The following is a 23,125-nucleotide window of genomic DNA, read 5'->3' as shown; positions in this document are numbered from 1 at the left end:
GTCAGCCGTCTTGCCGCCGGGTGCTGCGGATATCCGGATGAGCCCATGGCCCCCAACCGAAAATTTTCAGAATTTTTTGAACATCGGAAGGCCACGCCTCGCGCGCATGGCATAGCCGTTTCCCGGCCGTGCCATGCGCGCGGCACCACTTTTCCCCGTAGCGTTTTTCTTATATTGGAGCCGAGTGTATTGACGCGAAACGCATCCGTCTGTCGCACAAACGGGCTACATCGGCCATGCGCCGATCGCTCGTAGAATCTCGCTCATATGGAAGCCGACAACACCGACCAAGAACCGTCCGCCATTCACGTCGCGATCGTCGAGGGCGACCCCGGCTTTCTCAATGCGTTGGGGGAAGTGCTGCGGACGACGGCCGACATGCGTCTGACCGGCGCCGCCGTGACGCGCGCCGAAGGGCTTGCGCTGCTGGATCGCCCACCGTCGGATGTGCTGCTGGTCGATCTGGGGTTGCCCGACGGCTCGGGTATCGATGTGATCTACGCCGCGGCCCGGCAATGGACCGCTTGCAACATCTTGGTCAGCACCAATTTCGGGGACGAAAAGCACGTGATGCGTTCGATCGAAGCCGGCGCGGCCGGCTATCTGTTGAAGGACAGCTCGCCCGCGCGGATCGTCGACGAAATCCGCAGTGTCGCAAACGGCGGCAGTCCGATCAGCCCGATCATCGCGCGGCAGATACTCGCCCGCCTCCGGCAAGGCAGCACCGAAAGCGGCAGACCGGAAGCAGCGTCCGCGCCCCTGCTGTCCGCCCGCGAGAAGGAAGTGCTGGACTTGATTACCAAGGGCTTCAAGGCCCAGGAAATCGCAACGCTGATGCAACTATCCCCTTTCACCGTGAGGACCTACGTACGGCGCATCTACAGCAAGCTGAAGGTCAAATCGAAGGCGGAAGCCATTTATGAAGCCAGGGCACGGGGACTGTTGTCCGGCTAGCCCCGCTCCGGCCGCTTATCGCAACGGCCCCCCACCGTCAGCGCCCGGAAATCCAACGGTGACATGCCGTATGCGCGCCGGAATGCATGATTGAAGTCCGACGCGCTGTTGAAACCCAGGTCATAGGCAATCTCGACCACCGCTTTCACGACGGCATGAAACACGTACTGGCCTGCGCGCGCGAGACCGGTACGTCGGAAAACTGGAAAGACGGTCGCGCCAGGCGAGTATCTGGCGTCCCTGTGTTTCGCCGCACGTGCTGAAATGTTCGTGGACGCATTCGAGGTCGATCGTCCAGTCATCGGCCGAGGCTTTTGTCATACTATTAAAGCGTGGGTAGTCAAGAGAATTCTTAAAAGGAATTTCAAAAACTGAGACGCTCAGTCAATTTTCAAAAAAGGGCTCACCCTATACTCGCCCCATCGACGCGTCGGGGGATGGCGTCGACACTCACCGGTATCGATAGCGAGGACTGGAGCCGGCAACGGACGATGCAACCGTCCGGGCCGCGGCGCTTGAACGCCATGCTCTCTTTCTCGCCGCGTGCAAATCATAGCCGCACCACAAATCGGCTTGCCAACGCGTAGCGGCACGGAACCGTGACGGAAGCAGTCGTCATCCCTCATAGATCGGGATGACGACGCGTCATCGCACCCACTCCGTTTGCCCTCGAGAACCTGATCATGCATTCCCAGCATGTAGCCGCCATGAAATCCGCGCCCACTGACCCGGAGGCGCGGTCCATCCACGTCGCCATCGTCGAGGACGACGCCGGCCTCGCCGATGCATTGAGTCAGGCTGTGCACGGCGCACCGGACATGCAGCTGACCGGTGTGGCCAGCACCCGCGCCGAAGGACTGGCGATGCTGGAGGGTCCGCCGTCGGATGTGCTGCTGGTCGACCTGGGATTGCCCGACGGCTCGGGTATCGATGTGATCCACGCCGCCATCCGGCGATGGACCGCTTGCAACATCATGGTCAGCACCAGTTTCACCGACGAAACGCACGTGATGCGTTCGATCGAAGCCGGCGCGGCCGGCTATCTGTTGAAGGACAGCTCGCCCGCGCGGATCGTGGACGAAATCCGCAGCGTCGCAAACGGCGGCAGTCCGATCAGCCCGATCATCGCGCGGCAGATACTCGCCCGTCTCCGGCAAGCCGGCGCCGAAAGCGGCAACCCGGAAGCAGCGTCCGCGCCCCTGCTGTCCGCCCGCGAGAAGGAAGTGCTGAGCTTGATTACCAAGGGCTTCAAGGCCCAGGAAATCGCAACGCTCATGCACCTGTCGCCCTTCACCGTGAAGACCTTCGTACGGCGCATCTACAGCAAGCTGAAGGTCACATCGAAGGCGGAAGCCATTTACGAAGCCAGGACACTGGGACTGTTGGCAGATTAGGAAATGCCGGGTATGTGCCGCGCCGCTTACGCAAGATCGGCGACTTTCGGGAGAACAGTTGAGTGAGCCGCCGTCCTGCCCGTCTCCTTGCCGCCGGGCTATTGCTGTTTTCCGTGGCCCTGCTGGTTGCCGTGGGTGTCTGGTACATGAAAGCGGGCCGCACGCGGCCGGTCGAGACAGCCGTGCATCTCACCCAGGCCGACTGGCAGGTGACCGATGCGCCGGATTTCAATGCCCCGCCACACGTGCTGGACAGCCACATCCTGCCGGATTCATGGCGCCACGTGACGCTCCCCTCCGCCTTGCCCGATGCCGCGCCGCGTCCGGCCAATGCGAACCTCGCCGCTCACGCTGCCGGCCCTATCCGCGTCACGTGGATCAGGTTGTCCACGCGCGGATTGCGCCTGGCCTCCGGACCATTGGTGCTGTACAGCGCACGCCTGAAAACCGACGGCACCGTTGCGGTGTATGTCGACGGCCGGCTCGTGGATCGGGAGCAGGAACAAGGCCCGCTGTGGAACAGCCTGTTCACGCCGCTATGGACGGTAGTGGACAGCAGCGCCGGCGACTCACGGCCGGCCGAGATTCTCATCCGCCTGGAACACACATCCGACACCCAGGTGGCCCTTTCCTCTTTTTGGCTGGGGTCCGGCGACGCACTGCGCGGCAGCTACTACATGCGCCAGTGGCTGCAGCGGGAGCTGCCGGCGACGGTCGGCGCCGCGTTTCTGGCGGTGGGCATCTTCGCGTTGTTCGTGTGGTTCAGGCGCCGCCAAGAAACCGGCTATCTGCTGTTTTTCAGTCTCGCCGCCACCGCCTTTGTCGCGCATCTGCACTACTACGTCAGCTTGCCGGTCACCAGCGACTGGTTTGCCTGGCTGACGATCAACTCGCTCTTCTGGCTGATCGCGGTCGGGCATTTCTTCCTGCGCCTGCTGCACGGCCGTCCGCTGAAAGGGCTGACCATCGCCGTCGTGAGCATCACCGTGCTGCTCACCGTCTTGACGCTGCCTTTCGTGGCGGTATTGCCGGTGCTGCCGAGCGTGCCCGTCATCGTTCCTGCGATCTATGCCGTTGCCTTGCTGATGGCCGCGGCAGTCGGCGTGGTGGGCCTCCTCAGCGCGTGGCGCCGCTCCAGCGAGGCGCGGCTGATCGCGGGCGGCGCGGCCCTGTGCGTGCTCCTCGGCATCTCCGACTGGATGCTGTACAACAACGTCATCAGTCTGGAGGGCTGGTTCCTCGGGGCCTATACCAATGCCGCCACGTTCGGCACGTTCGCCATCCTGATGTACCGGCGCTACGTCAACGCCATCGAAGAGGTCGAGCAGGTCAACGCAAGCCTCGCACAACGCCTGCGGACGCGCGAAGCCGAACTCGAACTCAGCCACCAGCAGCTGCGCGAGGCGGAGCGGCGGCAGACCATCAGCAACGAGCGCCAGCGCCTGATGCAGGACATGCACGACGGACTCGGTTCGTCGCTGATCAGCGCGATTCGCTCCGTCGAGCGTGGTGAAGCGAGCGACATCAGGGTCTCGCAGATCCTCAAGCATTGCCTCGACGACCTGAAGCTGACCATCGATTCCATGGAGCCGGTCGAGGCGGACCTGCTGCTGTTGCTGGCCACGCTGCGTTTCCGGCTGGAACCGCGGCTGGAGGGAACCGGCATCAGGTTGTCGTGGGAAGTGCGGGAGTTGCCCACCCTGACCTGGCTCGATCCGTCCAGCGCGCTGCACATCCTGCGCATCGTGCAGGAGAGCATCGCCAACATCCTGCACCACACCCAGGCCAGCGAAGTCCGGGTGAGCACGGCGGTCGAGCGGGAAGGCGTTCAGGTGACCGTCGAAGACAACGGTCAGGGGTTCGATGTCGAAAGCGTCTTGGGGACTACGGCGGGACGCGGCCTCTCCAACCAGCGGCGCCGCGCCCAGGCCGTGGGCGGTAAGGTTTCCTGGCACTCCGGAGCGGCTGGGACGCGCTTCATGCTCTGGCTGCCGCTGGAGCGCAACGCCTGCGAATCATAGGCAAGCACGAACGCAGCAACGAATATTCGCCCCGTGCCGCTGCTCGCCAACGCGGTATTCGTTGTTTCCTTGGCGTTGCTGGTTATTGTGGGCATCTTCCATTATGGCTCGCCCCTTCCAGCGCGCTGCACATCCTGCATCACACGCACGCCAGCGAAATCCGCATTTTGGGTCGACTTCATACACGACCCGCTGAAAGGTGAATAGTCACGGGAAACTCATGTTTCCCACCTCAAGGATCATTTTTTAACAGTGCCTTTGGGCCCGTTGTAAAACGCCGTTGGTATCGCTCCGTTGTTAGGCCTCATTGGTTCCGCTCTTTTGCTAGTTGTCGTTCGTATCACTCTTGTGTTGGCGTTCATCGGTACGGGAAACGCAACCGACCGCAATGCTGGTTGTGGTTGTGGCGGTACCGTCAGTGGCGGTGATAGCGGGAACGACGTCGCCGGTGATGGCGGCAACGACGTCGCCGGTAACGGCAGGAACGACGTCACCGGCCACGACAGAAGCGACATCAGCAGCGATGGCGTGAAAGACATCGGCAGTGGTGGCGGGAACAACATCGCCGGTGATAGCGGGAAAAACATTGCCGGTGATGGCGGGAACAACGTTGCCGGTGATGGCGGCAACGACATCGGCGGTAACGGCAGTGGAGCCGGCTCTGCCTGCGGCTCACTCCCTAGTGAATTCAGCGTCAGGTCATAAAGTCGGAGCGGTGCACTGCCGGACTCGTTGAAGTGCGGGACGCTCCAGCCTTCGAGACGGACTTCCGACTGCCATTGATTGGAACAGGCATGCACCAGATAGCCATTGTGCTTCACCGCAACGTGGGACGGAATGAGTGTTGTCGCTGCCGAGGTGATGATATGGACATCGACCCTTCCCCTCTGCGTAGCCCTGCGTAAAGTCCCGTAGCTATGGTCAAGACAGATTTCGAGGCCGAACTGAATGGTCCGCGGTACTGCCTCGTTAGTTCGAACCTCGAAGCGGCCGTCCAGTATGCCGGGAACATGGATGGTCCCCCCAGTCGGCGTCAGTACCTCGTGAAAATCACTGCGCTTGTTGTACTTGAATAGCAATGTGCCGTTCAACAAGACATATGCCGTATTCTCGGCCCTGAATTCGTCTGCGTCCACTAACCCTACCGATCCAAGCTTAGCAAGCTTGTTGCCTGAGGACATGGCTGGGACGACACCATACAGCGGCCCAGACACCGGTTGCCTCAAATCACCGCCAAAGAGCAAGCCAGCATTCTGTCTGACTGCGTCAACGCTTTCTTCAATGCGCCCGAACGGCCTGCGCCACGCCACGGTCCCGGGAATGATCAGGAGATCACGCACCTCCCGGCTCAAGGCAATCATCTCTCGAAACAGATCATCTTGATCGGATTCCTCAATGTGCCGCGTCATGCCCACGGTGTGGTTGGGTGTTGCAGCAGGCCGGGCAAACAGATACTCCGGCGCAACAAATACCCCCTTAGGCGAGATCCCGTCCGACCTCCCGCTCGCGTCAATCAGACTATTGGCGTAATGTACCGCTTTCTTGAGACCGTGCATTCGCACATTGAGCGGTACCGTCTGTGAGTGTTGAGTGGGCACCGACCATATGCAAACAATCAGTTTCTTTGCGGGCATGTTCTTTTCTGATGCAATCAGGGAGACAACCGGCTGTGGCGGCAGTCCGGATCAGCGCAACCAGCCCCTGCAGGCGTTTTTATGAGTTCAATTTATTGCTCTTCAACAGCTGATCAACCACCGCTTTCCGACCATGCACTGCGAGTGCTTCATTTTTTCCGTGCATTTTTTTGAAATTATCGAAACTATAGTCGTGTGGACAGCGCCGATCTGTAGCACAAACGCGCTACATCGCTCGCCTCTTCTAACCTGGCTCGTCCTTCAGATTACGGCGCGTCAATACGGTAAGCACAACCCTGCTGCCCCACATGCCGCCGATGATATTTCCAGCGCGCTGCACATCCTGCGCATCGTGCAGGAAAGCATCGCCAACATCCTGAAGCACACGCGCGCCAGCAAGATCCGCATCGGCACCGCTGCGCAAGCAGACGGCGTGCGGGTCATCATCGAGGACAACGGTCAAGGCTTCGACGTGCAGGGCGCCCTGGCGGCCGGCAAAGGACACGGACTATATAACCAGCAACGCCGGGCCCGCGCCGTCGACGGCACGGTGGACTGGGTGTCTACGCGCTTCACGCTCTGGCTGCCGTTGGAGCGCACGCCACAGGTCGCCTAGGATCCCATGGGCAAGCCGCCGGAGTGCTTCCATCGAGCCTCGTCTTGGAACGCATCCACTGGCGCCGACTAGCAAACATCGGCAACCTAATTCCCACCAAATCAAGTGGGAATTAGAACGATGGAAACGAAGGCAGCGGGTCGACGGCTTGGGTCCAAGAACTACTCGAAGGAATTCCGGGCAATGGTCGTGACGCAAGGGGTATTCGTACTTTCGGTGCAAAATCTGGCGTTAGCAGTGCGCGGAGCCGCCTACAGCAAGGGTTTGTGGCTCAGCTAACATCGCACGATGGCAAGTCGTGCAGGTCATTGATGTATTGGTTATTTTCCGTATAAACCGCCAGAATTTGCATGATTCGGACGATTACCCCGATAGATGTCTTTGGGGTGGCGACTAGAAACGTCTTGTAGTGTTACAGGACGCTTGATGTAGCGCATTTGTGCGACAGATGCCAGCGCTCCGGGTCGGTATACTCGACCCGATTCCGAAAAAAAAGACTCGTCGGGGAAAAATGCGCTAAACGCATTGCGCGGGGTGCGACAACCGAATCTGTATCGGCACACGGCGCTCGCTTACGCGCCGACACCCACATTCTCGAAGGCTCTGTCTCAACGTTTCATCTTCCCGCGCAAACGAGCAGTGGAAGTTTTCCGACATCCTGCCAGTCTTGCTTGATAGTTGTGACGCATCGAGTCTAACAATGAAAAAGACTTGCTCGCAGATTGTTTATTCTTGTGAAGGGTAGAGAAATGGCCTTCAAGAGTGGGACTGAACGATTCGATGAAGCACTCGAGACTTTATTGTCTCTGGGTGCGACGCGGGGATTTGAGTTCTATAACGGTTACAAGGGCGTGCTGGTTTGGCTGAGCAAGCAGGCAAACCCCGTTGTTGCAAAAAACACCGTTGGAAGTCAGATCTCCGTTGGCGGTTTTTTTTCTGATAAAAGTTTATTGGCGGTAGAAATAAGAAGATCACTGCGTGCGCTGCTGCTTCTGAAGATTACGTGCCATAATTTGAGTCGTGACGGCGTAACGGCATTGAAGGGGATATACGATGGAGCTAGGTATCCTCATCAGCTAATTAAAATCAATTCTGAAATAAAAGAAGCAAGCCGGAGCCCTCGATTAACTTCCATCGAACCTGTTGAAATCAGTCCCGCGGTTTATGAATACGCGGGAGGGATAGGCTTTCCGCATACTCGTCAGACTCTCGAGGATGGTCGCAATTCCGGCAACCAAATGCTGCGGGAGGCTCATGCGTACATGAAGTCCCCTTCGAGAGAGAAACTTCTTTATACGAGATGGTTCGGCGACTTTGATGCAACTTTCAATGGAAAGAAAAATAGAGAGACTGTTGAAGATAATATTAGAAAGGTTATGGGTGCCTACGCGACAAAGCGCATGATGTTTACTTTTACGCGCAGGATGGGTGACGTCATTGCTACAGCTGCGCAACAGAGCTACGAGGAGTTTTGTAAGCAGAATTATATTAAAGTTAATCTTGCTGAGTATTTTTTTCCAGGCACCGATTCGCATAGCGATCAATTGTTTTATGATGCAAAGGAGTATGCCGCCTATTTCGATCGCCATTTGAAGATAAAAGCGGAGAAGAATTCGAAGTTTCTGAATATTATTTGTCGGGAAATGAACGGCTATTATAGCAGTTATTCTGAAGAACGCAGAAAATTCAAAGAGGCGAAGGCAAAGGCGAAGGCGGACCCTGATATAATTAAGCTGGAAACGGAGATGCACGAGAATTGGATGCTCCTGCCTCTGCCTCCCTGGGCTGAACGCGAGCGGAAAATATCTGTTGCAGGTGTAATTGTTCACGAAGCCACACACCAGATAGTCGATACAACAGATGTATCGGTGTTGATGAGGGGGGAGGGGGAGGAGGAGGTAGTGTATAGCTCAGCAGGGGGGGAGGTCATGTATGGGGCAGACAAGTGTTACTGGCTTGCAAGAAAAGCCCCACAATTGGCTATCACGAATGCTGATAACTATCGGCTCTTTTGTGAGGAATTCTTGCTAACCAAATCGCTCCAAACAACCTGAAGAAATAACAGAATTCCTTGGAAGCCGTTGCGAAATTAAGTTTTTGGTCTGTTAACTTTTCCGGCTTGGCGTTAACTTTCTGTCTTGTTTTTCCTGACAGGAAGCGTTGCCTAAAGAACTGATTTTCCAGGCTCTTTTAGTCCACACTCGCTGAAGCACTGTGTCCGCCGATACGACTTATATCCTGCTGGCCCCTTGCTGCCGACAATATTTTGCATGCTCACAAAACAGGCGATAGGTATCGGCGTTATCGAGAGATGACCTCGGATCCGTCTTCGCGAGAGCGCGGCAGTATTTCGGCCCGTAGGCTACAACCCGATCCTTCCCGGATATCGAAGGAAGCGCGAAACCGGCCGCCAGATATACCGCATCGCTCATTAAAACATCTCCGGTCCGTGCGTATAAGTGAGTCGCCTCATGCAGTACGGCGCCACCGCGCGATATCCGCATCTCCAAGCTGTCTTTCAGCATGCCCTTGATGTCTTCTTCTTCCAGCGAAATCTTCGTTAATTTAGAGCTAAAGAAATTCTTCCCAAATAGAATCCGATTTCTATTTGAGGCGGCAACGTCGGCCCATTTATTATGCGTACTTACCACCGCGGCAACGCCTGATTGACCAAACCCCTTCTCTTTATACTTGGTTCCCTGTCTGATGTTGTCTCCACCATAACAAAAACAGATATATTCCGTTCTGAGACCGGCCAGGGTGAGGCGTAGCTTTCGCTTCACCTCTTCTGCGGCTCCGGGCGTGGATCCAAACCATAGCAGCATCAAATCCGAATATATGTCCAGATTATTTCTGGCATGCCCGGCAATCATTGCGCGCGCCGCATGGTTGGCTGCCACTACACCAAATGCGCAAAGTTCGATTGCTTCCGCTCGCGCCGCCATGGCTTGCGCCCTTTCCTCCGCTGTGGCAAAAGCCCAAAAACTTGCGGCCAGGTAGGCGCCGGCCGCACCGCTGGGAAGGCTAGCCGCGTTCAGATGCGCTACGACATACCCCTCAAGTAGATTTCCATCCCAGCTTTCCGGGTTGTATGCGGCACTTCCGTGTGGCAGACGCGGCGGAAGCCTTCTATCGATCGTTTTGGATATGAGGATTGCAGCACATCTTGCCCTGACAATAGCGTCTGCATTGAAAGGCCGCGGCATGGAGGGCGGGAAGACGAAATTCAATGAATTGTTGATCTCCGCGACCTGAGCCTTGGTTTTCTTACTCAACGAACTTCCCACCTCATCCGTCAGCAATGACGGAGAGAGTGTATTTTCCAAGAATCTATTCCTCGTAATCTCTTCCACTGCCTTTTCAATATGAGGATACTTCATGAAAGACAACTTCAATGTGAAAGCTTTGTTGACCAGGCATAGTAGTAACCGCACAGCAGATCGACGATGCCAATGGCAGGCCCTGCGTAGCGGCTCACGTTCTTCATCTGGGACACGAACCAACGAACGCGTCGCGGAAATCGATTCGCTGCTGAACAATCGGCTCAAGCCGCACCGGGAAAACATGACGCGTTATCTCGTGCCTCTCGGACTGGAATAGCGCGGCCAGATACGGACAGCGCGAGTACGGTTGAGTGGCCCGCGCTATGCCTCTACACGAAACGCGAGGGTAACTAGCGGACTGTTGCTACGGCCAACTCTACCTTGATAAAACCGGCCGCTTTGAGATCCGCTCGCAACTTTGGAAACAGTCTGAGGTATTTGGGCCGCGCGTCCCCGGTTCTGTCTTGGCCGAAATGCGCCCAGTTTTCGATATCTAGCCACGGCGAATCGCCTATCCGTTTCAGCATGGCAGTTTCGAATGCATCAAAGATGGTGTTATTAGGCACGCGCGAAGCAGAGGTCAAAAACCGGCTGATGCGGTTCGTTTTCACCGCTAACTCACGCGAGTGCTCGATCAAGGCGATGGTGGCTTTTAGGGTAGTGATGATGTTTCTTCCTTCCGCGCCGCCTTCGCACTCATCAACTCCGAGATCCATCTCGATCAACCCCAGGTCACTTGTACCGATGCCGGACCACCCCGCAAGATGTTTCAAACAGCGGTTCCAAATGAAGATGGCTTTGGTTTTGGTCGGCCTGCTGCGGTACTCCCGCAGCAGATAGCAGAACAGCATATGTGTGAAGGCATTCAACCCAAGGTTAAGTGCGAGAGTAAGATTACGCCCTTGATCTTCTACTGTTTCGGCGACTGCGTATTCGAAGCGCAATTTCCGTACTGGCATGTAAGAACCTCGTATTAGATTTGAAGAATTGATCCGTGCATGTACAGCATCAATGGTTTCCCTCGCAACAACCCGAGCGCGTTACCATCATTGAAAAAAAACATGCCATGTCAGCGTCGTGGCCGTGTTATAAACCCAGGCCCCGTTCCCAGAAGCGAAGCTATTTCAGGCACGACGATATTTTCTATCCGCCCTCCGGCCGCCGTCTTGAGCTCGTTCATCTTAAGCCAGTAAACGCTATAATCCTTGCATACGTAGCAATCCATCCTTGCCTGAAATCCATGCCCTGGCCTAGGCGGCTTGGCTCCGTTGTTTATCCAGTGAGCCTTCAGAATCTCGAAAGCCTCCTTTCGCACATCGTGAGAAATTCGATTCATCACCACTCCATGCTCAAACCTCGATATAGCGGACGGCGCCGAGCTTGCATGATGCGAAATCGTACGATACACATCCAGCCGCTCATTGATTTTCTCCAAATATCTTTCTGCCATCATTTCACCGTAGCCTAACGCCTTTACCAAAATATTTTTTATATTAACGCCTTGAGTTTCAAGCGCCTCCACGGCACGCGCCAGATTTGAACTGTCAGGCCTATAGTGCCCGCTCTTGTCGTTAATGTGAGTTACCACTCCATTTCTTATGCGAATCTCCCCCGCGCACAGCACGCTCCCTCCCGAGAAATAAGAGGAATGATACCGGCCATTATTGCTTTTCTCCGCGGCTGGCACATGCGGGCCGCTATAAAAATCACCCGACATGCTAACCACATATCCGCCGAATAAATTCGAAATCACCTTGTTCACGACATCATTATGATTGCGGATTTCCGTATCGGCCAATATCAACGCCGCGCTGTCTTCCCACCACTTTTGCTGGTATGCGAGCCCTCCCTTGAAAACTATTTTATATTTTTCCCTTTCCTGCTCGGAAAGATAGCGGGCAGAATCTGTCACCAGATCCACATGGACCCCGTGCTCCACCATATCCTTGCCGAAAGTCTTCACCAGCCACGATGGCATGACGCTTTCATTTACACCTGCGTCGCTCTTTATTCTATCCACGATCAATTTGTAGAGAGCGAATACAGCAGGCCGGCGACGCGGATTGACTGTCGGATTGCTTCCCTGGTCCGCTATTTTCAGCCATCTATCAGTCGCGAAATATAGCCTGCCCAATACATTTATTCTGGCAGCTTTCTTGACGCCAGCATCCGACTCGGATTCCAGACCATGAAACAGGTCAAGAAGCGAGTCTATATTATTCAAAATCCTGTCCTCCACTCGCCGCCCCGAGATGACAAACTTCAAATCCGTGGCCGACACAAAGTCGGCTTTAGTTGGGATTATTGCCATGGAATACCTCAAAAATTAAAAACGAGTGGCAGCCAGAATTCACGGGAATTCATTTAGACTTGGCGCGTAGCCGCCAAGCTGTCGCAAGCCAAATCGCCCACCGAATCAAAGTGAACAGTGAGCAGCCCCACTGGTCAATTTTTAACGTTTTTCAGTACCGGGGCAGCAAGAATTCTTCACAAAAGAGCCGATAACTATCGGCGTTCAGGAGAGCCTGATCTGGATGATTTTTTGAAAGCCAACGGCAGTAGTTTGGACCATACATCGCTTCACCCGATATCTTCACATCCGTCGTCTTGACTACTTGGTGCGTAGCTTCATGAAGAATTACACCGGTAACAGAGATCCTTTTCGGCCTTCCCGGCGGGTCACGAGGCAGGCGCTCCTTATTTCTGTCCTTTCGCTCCTGCACGTCACGAAGACGCGCATCACGGTCATAAGCTAACCTGGCAGGTCCTTCTTTATCCGCCCAGTGAAAATCGCCATCCATTACTGCCTTGCGATAAGCCGATTCAATAGCCTCCTCTTCACCGTTCAGCCTAAAAAGTCGCTCCAAAACATCGGCGAACAAAGCGTCATCACGCACAATTTCACTACTATGCGAACTAGTAGACGTAAAGAAATGCCGACCTAAATCCACTTCAATATAATTCCTTCCAATAAAATCCTCGTAGGACTGCGGAACAGCCGTGGCATAAACATTCGCATTCAAACTTCCATACTTTTCGGCAGTGAAACTCAAGGACTTGCTAAGATAGGCATCCAGAACCTTTTTAAGTTTATCTTTTACAACCTCTCTATACATCTTCCCCCCGTACTCCCCGTTCTTTCCTTTCGCGTCCCAGTCACCAAACCAAGGGGAATAGAAATTTTTATCGTCCGAAGCGGAATTCATGTACGCATAAGCCTCCCCCAGAACGCGACTTCCCGAATCACGTCCAGCACGGAGAACTTGAGCCACATCCGGCATGCCCAGCTCGCCCGCATGACGATAAACCTTGCTATCGATGAGAACAGACAGATTCCTGATTCTCGAACTCTTTTCTTTTATACTGGAAACTATCTCATTGAGCTGAGCAGGAGATCTGCTCCCATCGTATTTCCTCTTAATCGCTTTCAACTCACTCTGCGTCAATCCATAGCGCGTAACAAGAAGAAGCAACAGCGCACGCAGCGTTCTTCTTATCTCCTTTGCCATCGGATGATCATCGGAGAAGACACCACCAACGGAGATCTGGCTCCCGGCGACACCTTTTGCGGCAACAGGATTGGCTTGTTGACCAAGCCACTCCAGTACGCCTTTATAACCTTTGTAAATCTCCTCCCCGTTCTTCGCACCCAAGGACAACAATGTGCCGAGTGCTTCATCGAATCGTTCTGCGCCGCTCTTAAAGGCCATTTATCCACTCCTCACCAAGATCAACCATCCGCGAGCAAGTCTCTTCCGTTAAGTGATCGGATTATGCGGATCGTTCGTGATATGCACCCACGTGCCGCCGCGCCCAAGGAAATTCCCCCCCGCGTAGTGATGTTTCGCGCCGTAGCACTTCGTGCGGCCAACCCGGCAGTGCTCATGCGCGGCATCGTCGCGCAGCCAATCGAGGACGCTGTATTCCATATCCCGCCACATCTCCCACTCCACTGCCGACCAGTCATGGCAGTGCTTGCACAGCACATCGGCAATGCCGATACATGGCCCCGCATAGCGACTCACTTTCTCCATCTGGGACACGATTTCCGCAACCTTGGTGGACAGGGCCATGGCGTCGTTGCACGACGAGATGAAGCGCGACGATTCGTCGAGCGCCTTCACGGCTTCCGCGGCTTTCTTGAAATGCAGCATCAGCTTGGACATCAGTTTTTCCACACCCGAGCCGGCCGCCCGGATTTCGGCCGTCGCGTGCCACTCGACGAGCTTTTGATCGATCAGGCTGCACTTGATGGCGGTACCGTCCGCGCCCTTCAGCAGATTGAGCCCCACCTTGTCGCCAATCAGCACCGCGGCGGTCGTGCTGCCCGAGATGGCGCTCTGCCCCAGCTTGGTCAGTTCGTTGGCCTCGCCGATGAACGGCAAAAAGATCGAGCCGACAGCCAGCGCTTCGCCGATCGCCGCTCCGACTTTCTCGCTACTCGTCGTCCGCGTATACCAATGCCCGGCGCGCCGTGTGGCCCGCGCAAAATAGCCGGGGCGGTCCACCTGCCGCCACACGGCGTCGAGCAACGCGTCCAGACGTCGTTTGTGCCCGTGGTCGGCGACAGGCGCTCCTGACCTGGCGCGGGTCGTCATGACAAGGCGTTCCGCGCTGTAGTTCCAGGTGGCGCTATCGGACGCGTGCATGCCCGCGACGATCTTGTCGCGAGCTGCCTTCATGCCTTCGAGCAATTCGCCGATCTTCACGGCGCCCGGTATGTCCGACGGCGGGGAAGCGGGTTCGAAGCCCGCCTGCAACATAGAGGTCGCCTCGGCGTGCCGCTTTGCGGGCATGCCGCCATTGGGATCGGCAGCGGGCGGCGCATAGCACACGTCCTTGTCGCCGCCGCCGGGGCAACAGCTTGCATGGCTGTGCTGCTCGAACCAGAGCTGCAAGGCCGCGCTGATGTTCGGCTCCAACAGAGCCCAGTTCTCGGTGAGCTTCGCGTACGAATCGAGATAGAAGATCAGCAGGTCGAGCACAGGCAGCGTGTAGTTGCGTACCTTGTCGCTGTGATGGATAAACCTCGACACCGCCTTGGCGTAGTTGATCGCTTCTTCGCAGTTCCAGAAATCGGAGCCGGCTGCATCTTTGACTTCCTGGTCGATCGTTTTCATCATGCGGAAGTGATCGACCGCCCGTCGCAGCGCATCGCTGGCTTCCACGGTCAGGAAGACGCCCACCTCGGACTCCAGCTTCGGCGTCGCACTGGGGAACCGCTTCAGCCAGTTGCGGTTCGCACGCCGATGATCCGCACCGATCAATTCGATGGCGTTCCTGAGCGCGTAGGTGCCCGCCGCGAGCCCGATCAGCACAGGAATCGCGATGCCGCCCGTCAAGGCGCCGGCAACGGTCACGCTGACCGCGACAGCCACGCCGGTTCCCATGCTGACCTTGCTTTCCGTGCTCCACTTTGCGATGAACGTCTTCGCCTTGTTGGACAAAAAGTGTTTGGTGAGCCCCGTATGCTCTTTCGACACGGATTCGACAGCGTCGCGCATCATCAGCCTGGCCGCCCGCTTCGCTACGATGGGTTCAAGAAACATGACATCTCCAACAAGAGAGTTGTGCAGATTGGAAAACAGGAGACCTGGCCCGCAACGGCGTCACGGCCGCGTCTCGCACACACTGCCGTCACTCGAGCCCCAGCATCAGGAAATAGCGCTCGACACTGCCATCCGGTTGCACGATGTCGCGCATCAAGTCCGCCGGACTCATGCTTTCCCACGAAATCGCCCGTTCGAGCAGATACGAGGTCGGGCTGTGCGGCTCCTGACGCCGTAGATAACGCGTAACGTCGGCGAGCAGCCGGTAGGCATGCGAGCGATCGGTGATCAGGTCGACGATGCTGTGCGGGAGCGTCCCTGCAGTCGTGTGCGAGGCCGAATGCGGCTGCATCGGCACATACGCTGCCTGCGCGTCTTCGCCAGACACCTCCTCGCCATGCGCCTCGTCCCGCGCCTCGACCGCCGGCGGCACATGCACCGCCCGCCCGCCGATCAGGCTGGTGGCCGCCCGCGAAAGCCGCGTCAGCACTTCCGCGACGCCGTTGAAACTCGGCGCATAGTCACCGAGCCGAATATCGACGAGCTGGGACATCCGCTCCCAGGCTTCCCTTGCAGCGCCCGCGCGCTCTTGCAATCGAGCCAGTGCGGCGAGGTTGTCGCCGCGCATCACGTGCAGATCGATCAGCTCGCGAGTCACCGCGCCGCCGCCGTCGCCGTCGCCGGCGGGCGCCGCGGCAAGCCGCTGGAACGCTTCGAGATTGAGCGCGGGCAGGTCGTCGGGCACATCGATCTGCATCAGCGGCACATGCAGCGACAGCACCTGTGCGCTGTTCCTGGCGAACCACGCGAACGGCGCTGCCCGCACTTCGGCGTCGCCGTCCTCGAGTTGCGGCCAGGCTGTTTCCCAATAGCGCTCGACGAGTCCCGTCATCACCTCGACACCGGCCACGAAACCGTCGACATGATGCAAATGCGTCCACGCCTCGCACAGCCACGCGGCAAGCTGAAAATCCTTGCTTCGCGTTTGCAGCGCGTCGCCGCTCAGCGCAGCGACGGTCTTCCAGTCCGCTCTTGCAAGCGGGCGTTCCCAATCGCCCATCGGCAGCGAGGCATCGTCCTCGTGCCGCGCCGCGCGGATCCGCGCGTAAAGCGCATCGCCGCGCAGCGACTCACCCGCGCCGTCGCCATCGGGCAATGCCGCGAGATAGCTCTCAGCGTCGACGGTGAAGTCCGGCTGGGTATCCAGCGAATACGGTGTGCTCATAGTGCATTCCATTCGGGAGCGGATGTCGGGAAGCTGCCGGGCCAGGGCAGTGGCGTCTTGCTGCCGGGCGCGCTCAACGTGAGCCTGACGAACACCTGGCCGTGCGCCTGTTTCGGCAGCAGCGCGAGATCCGCGGCGTTCACCGTGCCCAGCGGGAAATCGAACTTGAGCAGCGGTCCCGGCGCGCGTTCGCGCGCGGACGCGTCGGCAACGCGCTGCTGCGAGACGAACGAAAAGAGCGACCACGGGTCGGCGAATTGCCACGTCAAGGTGCGGCCATCGGTCGAGAACGCACGCTGCCCCGGGTCGTTGAGCGCCGTAACCGGGGAGTCCTTCGCGAAGCGCAGCACCAGCGTGACGGGCATGCCGTACTCCCAGTGCAGCGTGCTCGATGCGTCGCTCATCGATACGCTTTGCGCGCCGACTTTGAGCGTCCAGTCGATCACCTGATTGGCCGCGATCTCGCCCGTCCGGTTCGCGCGGAAATCGACGCGCACGTCATAGCCCGTCGGCGCCCCGTCGTTTGCCGGATACAGCGGCGCGAGAAGCGCAGCCACCGGGTCGAACCGGTCGGCGAATTGACGCACGGCCGCGCTGCCGCCGACGCCCCGCTCGGCGGCAACGTTGCGCGCCTGCTGCAAGATTCGGGCAGCGCGCTCGTATTGCCGCAGCGTCTGCCCGAGTTCGGCGAAGTCCGCCGATATGGTTTCCGCGCTGCCCGCATTTCCCGCACCGGCTCGACCTGTGAGCCGCGCGGAAACACCGAACGGCTGGCGCCCCGCGACGGACTGGTTGAACGCCGACGCGAAAGCGTCCCATTGCTGGCGCAGTTCGGCGTTATAGCTCTGGCCGCAACGCGCGAGCAGGCCGTCGTACAGACGCATGTGCACCGTGGTGAAATAATCGCCCGCGCCCCCGGCGGACGGCCGCGGCGGGAACCGCCCGATACAGTCGCCGCCACGGGCATCGCCCGCCACCGTCTGCACGAACTGCTCCAGCATCAGCAGACTGCTGTTCGGATTCTTGAGCTGGTAGCGCCCCAGGTCGAGTTCGATCGCCTGCCAGCGCTGCGCCAGCGGAGATGCCGCATCGGCCGCGCCGAGCGCAGAGAGATAGACCGTCGCCTGTTTGCCGAGCGTCGCGGCCCGTGCCGCCTGCTGGTCGAGATAGATGCCCAGCTGCGCCGAGTCGGCGATCCCGAATGCGGCGAGCACGGACGCATTGGCGCCGCCGCTCGACATGGCGCCTGCCGGCCTGGTCGCATACAGCTCGGCATGCATCAGCGCATCGTCGACGAGGCGCAGGTGCTCCATGGCATCGCGCGACAGCAACGCGTCGAGATCCGCGGCCTGCGCCGCCGCGTCCATGTCGGCCAGCGCCGCGCGTATCTTCACGAGACGGCTGCGCGCGGCATCGAACGCCGCGTCGTCCGGCCCGCCTTGCACCGGCGGCACGGCAGCCGCCGCCACCACCTGATCGAACATGAGACGGGCGAACTGCACATCGAGCGCCTGTTCCACGACGGGACGCAGCGTGTCGGGAAACGCGTTCAGGCCTTCCGCCAGAAAGCGCTTGCGCGCCTCGCCCAAGGCCAGGGCCTGATCGAGCTGGGGCAGGTCCCACGCAATGGTCGAGCCTTCAGGTATCGACGGCAACGGGAGGTCGCGCGGCGCGACCATGAACGGCTGGCCCAGCAGCCTCAACAGACCGTCGCGCAGTGCGAGCCGCGCCGGCGAGATCGCGTAGCGCGCCTCCTTGTCGACCCACACGATGCCTGCATCGGCGCCTCCGAAGTGCAACGCCAGCTCGCTCTTGAACGCCTGGTAGGCATTGCCGGAGCGCGCCTGCACCCGCGCAACGAGGTCGGGGCCGAGCAGGCGGCTCTGCGCCGCGCGCGCTAACGTGCGGTCGTAGGCCGAGCCGGGAACGAACTGTGTCCGCCTCATCCATCCGCCCTTGCCCGAAGCCAGCAGATCCTGCTGCGCGCCGATGCCGGCCGCGATTGCGCGGTAGTCGCCGGTAAGCTGGGTAAAGTCCGCCGCTTTGTTGTCGTTCACCGACAGATCGCCGAGATGGCTCACGACCGCGCGCTCGGCATTCAACAGCGGATTGCCCGCGAAGATCGCCTCGTCGAGCTGCTGTGCGCCCTTGTCGAACGTGCAGCGCAACGCCTGCTGAACGATGGGAAGATTGACGCCGCCCGCGCCGTCGGCGGCGTATGCGTCGCTACGGTTCGGATCGCGATAGAAGTACGGCAGACTCCCCGCGAGGTTGCCCTGCAGCTCCGCACCGAATGCATAGCGCACGGCGAGGCGAAGGGCATCGGCATTGTCCGCCGATGGCCGCTGCAGCCGCTGCATGGCCTGCAGCGCCGCGTCCAGCCTATCGACCTCGCCGACATAACGCTGCAGCGCGCGCATCGCAGGCGCATCCTCGACGGCAAGCGTATCCGCGCCGCGCGCATCGGCACTCGCCGCCGCGGGCGTCGCGCAATCGTCGCCGACGATCAGTTGGCCGGTGCCCGGATCGCGTGCGATACCCGTGAGCGTTCCGACGCGTTCGAGCATCTCGCGCTCGAGCGCCGTCACGACGATCTCGCCGAATTCGCGCTCGAAGCGCTGCCGGACGCGCTCGTCGAGATCGTCGACGACGTTCCACGAGCCGGGCATGAAGATCGTCCAGTCCATGCCGGCATGCAGCCGGTCGTTCACGCCGATCAGCGCAAGCGCCTTGCTTCGATACCAGTCGGCGGGCAGCTGCTGGCCGCCGCGCTCGGCTAAAGCACGTTCCTGCGCGTTCTTTTGCAGGTCATCGAGGGCTGCCACGAGCGCGGCATGGCGATGGTTCAACTGCACCGTTGCGACGGCGAGCCCGATGCCCCAGCCGCCGAGCAGCGTGAGCGTGCCCCAGTGCAGCGTGCGATTGACGAGCGGCCGCGCGAGATGCTGCGAGCGCGACGGCCGGGTCAGACCATATTCGAGGAAGATCTTCTTTTCGAACAGGTCGCGCAGGAAGGCCGGCTGCAGCATCAGGTCGCCGACCAGCGAGCCGCCCTCGCGCGGGCGAGCGGCTTCGCCCGGCGCCGGGTGCGCAGCGGTTTCCGGATCGGCGGGATCCGCACCCTCCTCTGCCCCGCCGGCCAGATAGGGCTCCGCGCCGCGGCCATAGGGATCGGAGCCTGCCTCCATCGCGGCAACGCCGGCCGGCATGTTCTCGTCGACGCCCGCGCCGCCGATTTCGCCGGTATCGCCCGTCAGGTAAATGCCCCGGAAGAAAAACGGTTCATGGTACGCACTCGGCCGCAGCAGTTCGTCGACGTAGAGCTGCAACTGTGACCGGATGGCGTCGATGCGTGCGGGCAGCAAGAGAATTTCGCGTGCGTCGAGATGGCCTGTATCGAGCGTGAAAAGCTCGGCGCTCGCATCGGACACGGCGCGTTCGATGCTCGTCATCGCGGTTTCGACCCAGTTCGCCTGGTAGGTCACCGACAGGTCGTACGGCGAAGACCAACCGAGCATGCTGGCGCGCAGCGGCTCGGGCAAGGCCCGCGCAAACGACGGGAAGCCGGCCAGCGATTCGCACCCTGTCACGACGACGTACAGGGCGAAGCGCATGGCGAAGCGGTTCTGCGCGAGCCACAGGCGCCGATGCGCGAGCTTCGCGTGCCGCACGAGCTCGAGTCTCGCATCGGTGTCTTCAGCCAGCAGCATCGCAGCGGGGACCGTCACCACTACGGAATCGAACGGCCGCTGCGGCCGATAGTTGCGGCACAGGCTCAGGAATTCGTCCCAGGGCTTTTCACCGGTGTCTTCGTCGGGTGAGCCCAGGTAGGACGCCTTGATGTCGATCACGATGCCGCGATCGAAGAACTGCCATGCAATGCCCTGAGTCGCGGCCGGCGCGGCTGCCTCCGAGCTCATCACGCTCGCCACGCCGGACTGCGCGATCGGCAGCGGACGCGGGTCGTCGCCTTCGTTCAGCACGAGAATCCACGGCACGTTGTAGCGCTCGGCCCGCGACGCGATATTGCCCTCGACCAGCTCCACGGCCTGGCGAAACGCGTTGCGCAACGAATCGGCGCGCATCCGGACGATCTTGCGATCGCCCGCCGCCTTGTTCTGCGCGCCGTGCGCGGCGAAATACACGACGACGCCCAGCACCGTGCAGACGACGACGATGAGAACGGCCAGCGAGAGCAGGAACAGGTCGCTCGTCAGCATGCGCGAACTCCAGCGGGTTTCAATGTGCGCATCGGGCTCATGAGCTCACCCTTTCCACGCTGTCGCCGTGAAGCGCCTGGCGCACCGGCCACGACTGCCAAAGCCACAGGAGCTCCGAAACAGCGAGCAGCGCGACGGCCGCGAGCAGGGCCATCATGGTCCAGCGGCTCACGGCAGGCAGCTTGCGCGGCGCGATGTGCGAGATCGTATTGACGTAGGCGGCTTCGGCCAGCAGACGGTCGCGCCCGCCCAGGTCGGCTCGCCGTTGATAGACGAATTCGTAGAGCTCCTCGCGGTAGCTGCGCAACTGCGCGCTCGCGTTCGCGCCGCGAAAACGCCCCTGAAAACCCATCGCAAGCGCGAAGAGAAAAAGCCGCGCGATGTCGCGGCGCGACGGCTCGCGATCCGACAGAAGCTGCTCGATCTTGCGGAACACGAGGTCGCCGGCGTCATTCGTTCGATACAGTGCCGATTCGAGCAGACAGGCCGTCCAGCATTCGCGGCCGATCCACGGCGTGTTGAGCAGCAGTTCGTCGGCGAGCACGGCCTTCAGATAGCGTGCGTCGGCGAGGTTCTCGATATCGAAACGCGTGCTGTCACGCCGGGACTGCAAGGTCTGGATTTCCAGCAGATTCAGCAGGTGGCGGCTGACCCGCTGGGCCGCGAGTTCCGGCGTCGCGTCGGGCTCCTCCGAAAAGCGCCGTTGCGCTCGCATCAGTTCATCGACAAAGAGGCGAAACTGCACCATGACGATGTCGTTCTCTTCAAGTTCAAATGCGTTGCGTGCCATGTTCGGCCTGTTTTTCCTTGACGTTCAACCTTTCACGAACAGCAGCATTTCCTGCGGCCGCTGCACGCTCGCACTCTCGTTCAGATTGCCGATGACGAGCGTTTCACTGGCGCGCACGAGCACGGCATCCGCCTCGATCTCGAACAGCAGATAGCCGGACCCGGAGCGCAGGCCCAGCTCCTCCGCGTGATCGACGACGCGCCGCTGCGCCCCGAGCACTCGACGGCTGCGCAGCGACGGATAGACCGATTGCGAACCCACGGTCGCGCCATCCATCCACGCCCGCAGGTCGCGGTCGGACTGACCGCGCAGCCCGACCACCAGCCGCTCGCCCACCCACTCCGGCTGCAAGGCGATCTCGAACGCGCCGTGGCGGAATTCGAATTTGCGCTCGCGGTAGCCTTCGCTCACCTCGGAGATCGCATCGCGCAATGCCCGCAGCAGCGGCGTGAATACGGCGAGGGGATCGGCGTGGTCATAGTCGGGCGGCACGGGCGCAAGGCCGGCCGGCATCAGCATGCTCAGCGAGCCGCTTAGCGAGGCGAGCGCCAGGTACAGCGCGAGAGGATGCAGGTGCGGGGTCCGCAGTACCGCTTCGGCAAGCGGCAGCGCGGTCAGCAGGCTGCGCAACCGGTCCTTCAGTTCGAGCTGCGTGAGCCGGTCTTCGGTTTTCGACGACGGAATCGCGGTCTGTCTTGCCACGAATGCCGCCTTGCCGCGCAATTGCCCGAGCAGCGCGGAAACGGTGGTCCATAGCGGGTTGTCGCGGGCGATTTCGAGCAGAGGCGGCAAGCGCTCGCCCAGCCGCACCACCTCGTTGTCCCGATACACCGAGCCGAGCCGCAGCGAGACATACATCGCCGACGGCAGTCCGCCCGATGCGAGCGCAAGGTCGGGAATGAGGCGCGGGATATCGGCAGGCGGCGCCTGCGACACTTCGTCGGCGACCGGCACGCCGGCCGTCGAACGGAAACGGCGTATCTCGCCGTCGTGACGCACCGATGCGGCGACGGGGAGCGTCAGATAGAAATCGATCGGCCCGTTCGCCAGTTGCTCGGCAAACGGCTCGAGCGACAGCTCGAGCCGTCCGTGCTGGCTCGACTCCGCCGAATACGATACGGCCGTGCCGTCGGGCATGATCGCGTCGAGCGCCAGCACGCGCAGCACGCCGGCCGGCAGCAGCCCCTGGTCGAAGACCAGACGGCGCACGCCCCAGCTGAACGGCGCGGCAGCCAGCGTCTGCCATGCCACGAGCGAATCGACGCGCGCATTCATCAACTGGAAATGCTGCGGGGCGAGCAGCATGCCCTCGAACCATTCGACCCGGTCGACGACCGGTTGGACGCCTTCACTCATGGCTGCTGCTCCGCAGAGAAGAGGACGCGCGCGGCAACGCAGC

At 59.8% G+C, this 23,125-nt stretch carries 16 protein-coding genes and 1 pseudogene; 6 read left to right on the top strand and 11 right to left on the bottom strand.

From position 1 onward, the window contains the following. The first annotated feature begins 267 nt into the window (after window positions 1-267). Entirely contained in the window at window positions 268-954 is a 687-nt protein-coding gene (locus FAZ69_RS15765; RefSeq protein ID WP_136896004.1) for a LuxR C-terminal-related transcriptional regulator, read from the top strand. Here FAZ69_RS15765 and FAZ69_RS33910 read toward each other — a convergent pair. After that, window positions 951-1,256: a helix-turn-helix domain-containing protein gene (locus tag FAZ69_RS33910; protein ID WP_136896003.1), complete on the bottom strand. Its 306-nt coding sequence runs from the start codon at window positions 1,254-1,256 to the stop codon at window positions 951-953. The genes FAZ69_RS15765 and FAZ69_RS33910 overlap by 4 nt on opposite strands. A gap of 405 nt (window positions 1,257-1,661) precedes the next feature. Here FAZ69_RS33910 and FAZ69_RS15755 point away from each other — a divergent pair, with 405 nt between their 5' ends. Both FAZ69_RS15755 and FAZ69_RS15750 read left to right on the top strand, forming a co-directional pair. Next, window positions 1,662-2,348 (top strand): LuxR C-terminal-related transcriptional regulator, encoded by a 687-nt coding sequence (locus FAZ69_RS15755; protein WP_136896002.1) that lies wholly within the window; start codon window positions 1,662-1,664, stop codon window positions 2,346-2,348. 62 nt (window positions 2,349-2,410) lie between these two features. Beyond that, window positions 2,411-4,369: a sensor histidine kinase gene (locus FAZ69_RS15750; protein WP_439654771.1), complete on the top strand. Its 1,959-nt coding sequence runs from the start codon at window positions 2,411-2,413 to the stop codon at window positions 4,367-4,369. A gap of 239 nt (window positions 4,370-4,608) precedes the next feature. On the opposite strand, the gene FAZ69_RS15745 is transcribed toward FAZ69_RS15750, so the two are convergent. Then, window positions 4,609-6,003 carry a carbon-nitrogen hydrolase family protein gene (locus tag FAZ69_RS15745; protein WP_136896001.1) on the bottom strand — a complete coding sequence of 465 codons (1,395 nt, stop codon included), beginning with the start codon at window positions 6,001-6,003 and terminating at the stop codon, window positions 4,609-4,611. Between the two features lie 319 nt (window positions 6,004-6,322). Here FAZ69_RS15745 and FAZ69_RS33280 point away from each other — a divergent pair. Together FAZ69_RS33280 and FAZ69_RS15730 are read left to right on the top strand one after the other, a co-directional pair. Beyond that, window positions 6,323-6,619, top strand: a pseudogene (locus FAZ69_RS33280) (sensor histidine kinase); the annotation flags it as partial. A 749-nt stretch (window positions 6,620-7,368) separates the two neighbouring features. After that, entirely contained in the window at window positions 7,369-8,673 is a 1,305-nt protein-coding gene (locus tag FAZ69_RS15730) for a M35 family metalloendopeptidase (RefSeq protein ID WP_136895999.1), read from the top strand. 177 nt (window positions 8,674-8,850) lie between these two features. Here the strand turns inward: FAZ69_RS15730 and FAZ69_RS15725 are convergent, their stop codons facing one another. After that, window positions 8,851-9,999, bottom strand: coding sequence for a M35 family metalloendopeptidase (locus tag FAZ69_RS15725; protein WP_136895998.1), 1,149 nt, complete (start codon window positions 9,997-9,999; stop codon window positions 8,851-8,853). On the opposite strand from FAZ69_RS15725, the gene FAZ69_RS15720 reads away from it, so the two are divergent. Next, window positions 9,998-10,219, top strand: coding sequence for a hypothetical protein (locus FAZ69_RS15720; protein ID WP_136895997.1), 222 nt, complete (start codon window positions 9,998-10,000; stop codon window positions 10,217-10,219). The genes FAZ69_RS15725 and FAZ69_RS15720 overlap by 2 nt on opposite strands. Before the next feature lie 73 nt (window positions 10,220-10,292). Here the strand turns inward: FAZ69_RS15720 and FAZ69_RS15715 are convergent, their stop codons facing one another. From FAZ69_RS15715 to tssK, 8 genes are all read right to left on the bottom strand, one after another. Next, window positions 10,293-10,901 (bottom strand): hypothetical protein, encoded by a 609-nt coding sequence (locus FAZ69_RS15715; protein WP_136895996.1) that lies wholly within the window; start codon window positions 10,899-10,901, stop codon window positions 10,293-10,295. Between the two features lie 110 nt (window positions 10,902-11,011). After that, window positions 11,012-12,253 (bottom strand): IQM protein middle domain-containing protein, encoded by a 1,242-nt coding sequence (locus tag FAZ69_RS15710; RefSeq protein ID WP_136895995.1) that lies wholly within the window; start codon window positions 12,251-12,253, stop codon window positions 11,012-11,014. A gap of 151 nt (window positions 12,254-12,404) precedes the next feature. Further along, window positions 12,405-13,652, bottom strand: a complete 1,248-nt coding sequence (locus FAZ69_RS15705; protein WP_136895994.1) for a M35 family metallo-endopeptidase — start codon at window positions 13,650-13,652, stop codon at window positions 12,405-12,407. Between the two features lie 48 nt (window positions 13,653-13,700). Beyond that, window positions 13,701-15,491: a hypothetical protein gene (locus FAZ69_RS15700; protein WP_136895993.1), complete on the bottom strand. Its 1,791-nt coding sequence runs from the start codon at window positions 15,489-15,491 to the stop codon at window positions 13,701-13,703. Window positions 15,492-15,579: 88 nt separating this feature from the next. Then, window positions 15,580-16,716 (bottom strand): type VI secretion system protein TssA, encoded by a 1,137-nt coding sequence (gene tssA, locus FAZ69_RS15695; protein ID WP_136895992.1) that lies wholly within the window; start codon window positions 16,714-16,716, stop codon window positions 15,580-15,582. After that, window positions 16,713-20,936, bottom strand: a complete 4,224-nt coding sequence (locus FAZ69_RS15690) for a type VI secretion system protein (RefSeq protein WP_136895991.1) — start codon at window positions 20,934-20,936, stop codon at window positions 16,713-16,715. The genes tssA and FAZ69_RS15690 overlap by 4 nt, the downstream gene beginning before the upstream one ends. 37 nt (window positions 20,937-20,973) lie before the next feature. Further along, the gene (locus tag FAZ69_RS15685) at window positions 20,974-21,726 is read right to left on the bottom strand and encodes a DotU family type IV/VI secretion system protein (protein ID WP_136895990.1); all 753 of its coding nucleotides are present in this window, start codon (window positions 21,724-21,726) and stop codon (window positions 20,974-20,976) included. 24 nt (window positions 21,727-21,750) lie between these two features. Continuing rightward, window positions 21,751-23,082, bottom strand: a complete 1,332-nt coding sequence (gene tssK, locus FAZ69_RS15680; RefSeq protein WP_136895989.1) for a type VI secretion system baseplate subunit TssK — start codon at window positions 23,080-23,082, stop codon at window positions 21,751-21,753. Window positions 23,083-23,125 lie beyond the last annotated feature (43 nt).

Origin of the sequence: Trinickia terrae, from assembly GCF_005144415.1 — a bacterium.
GTDB classification, from domain to species: Bacteria; Pseudomonadota; Gammaproteobacteria; order Burkholderiales; family Burkholderiaceae; genus Trinickia_A; species Trinickia_A terrae.
This window is presented reverse-complemented; position numbering and strand designations above follow the sequence as displayed.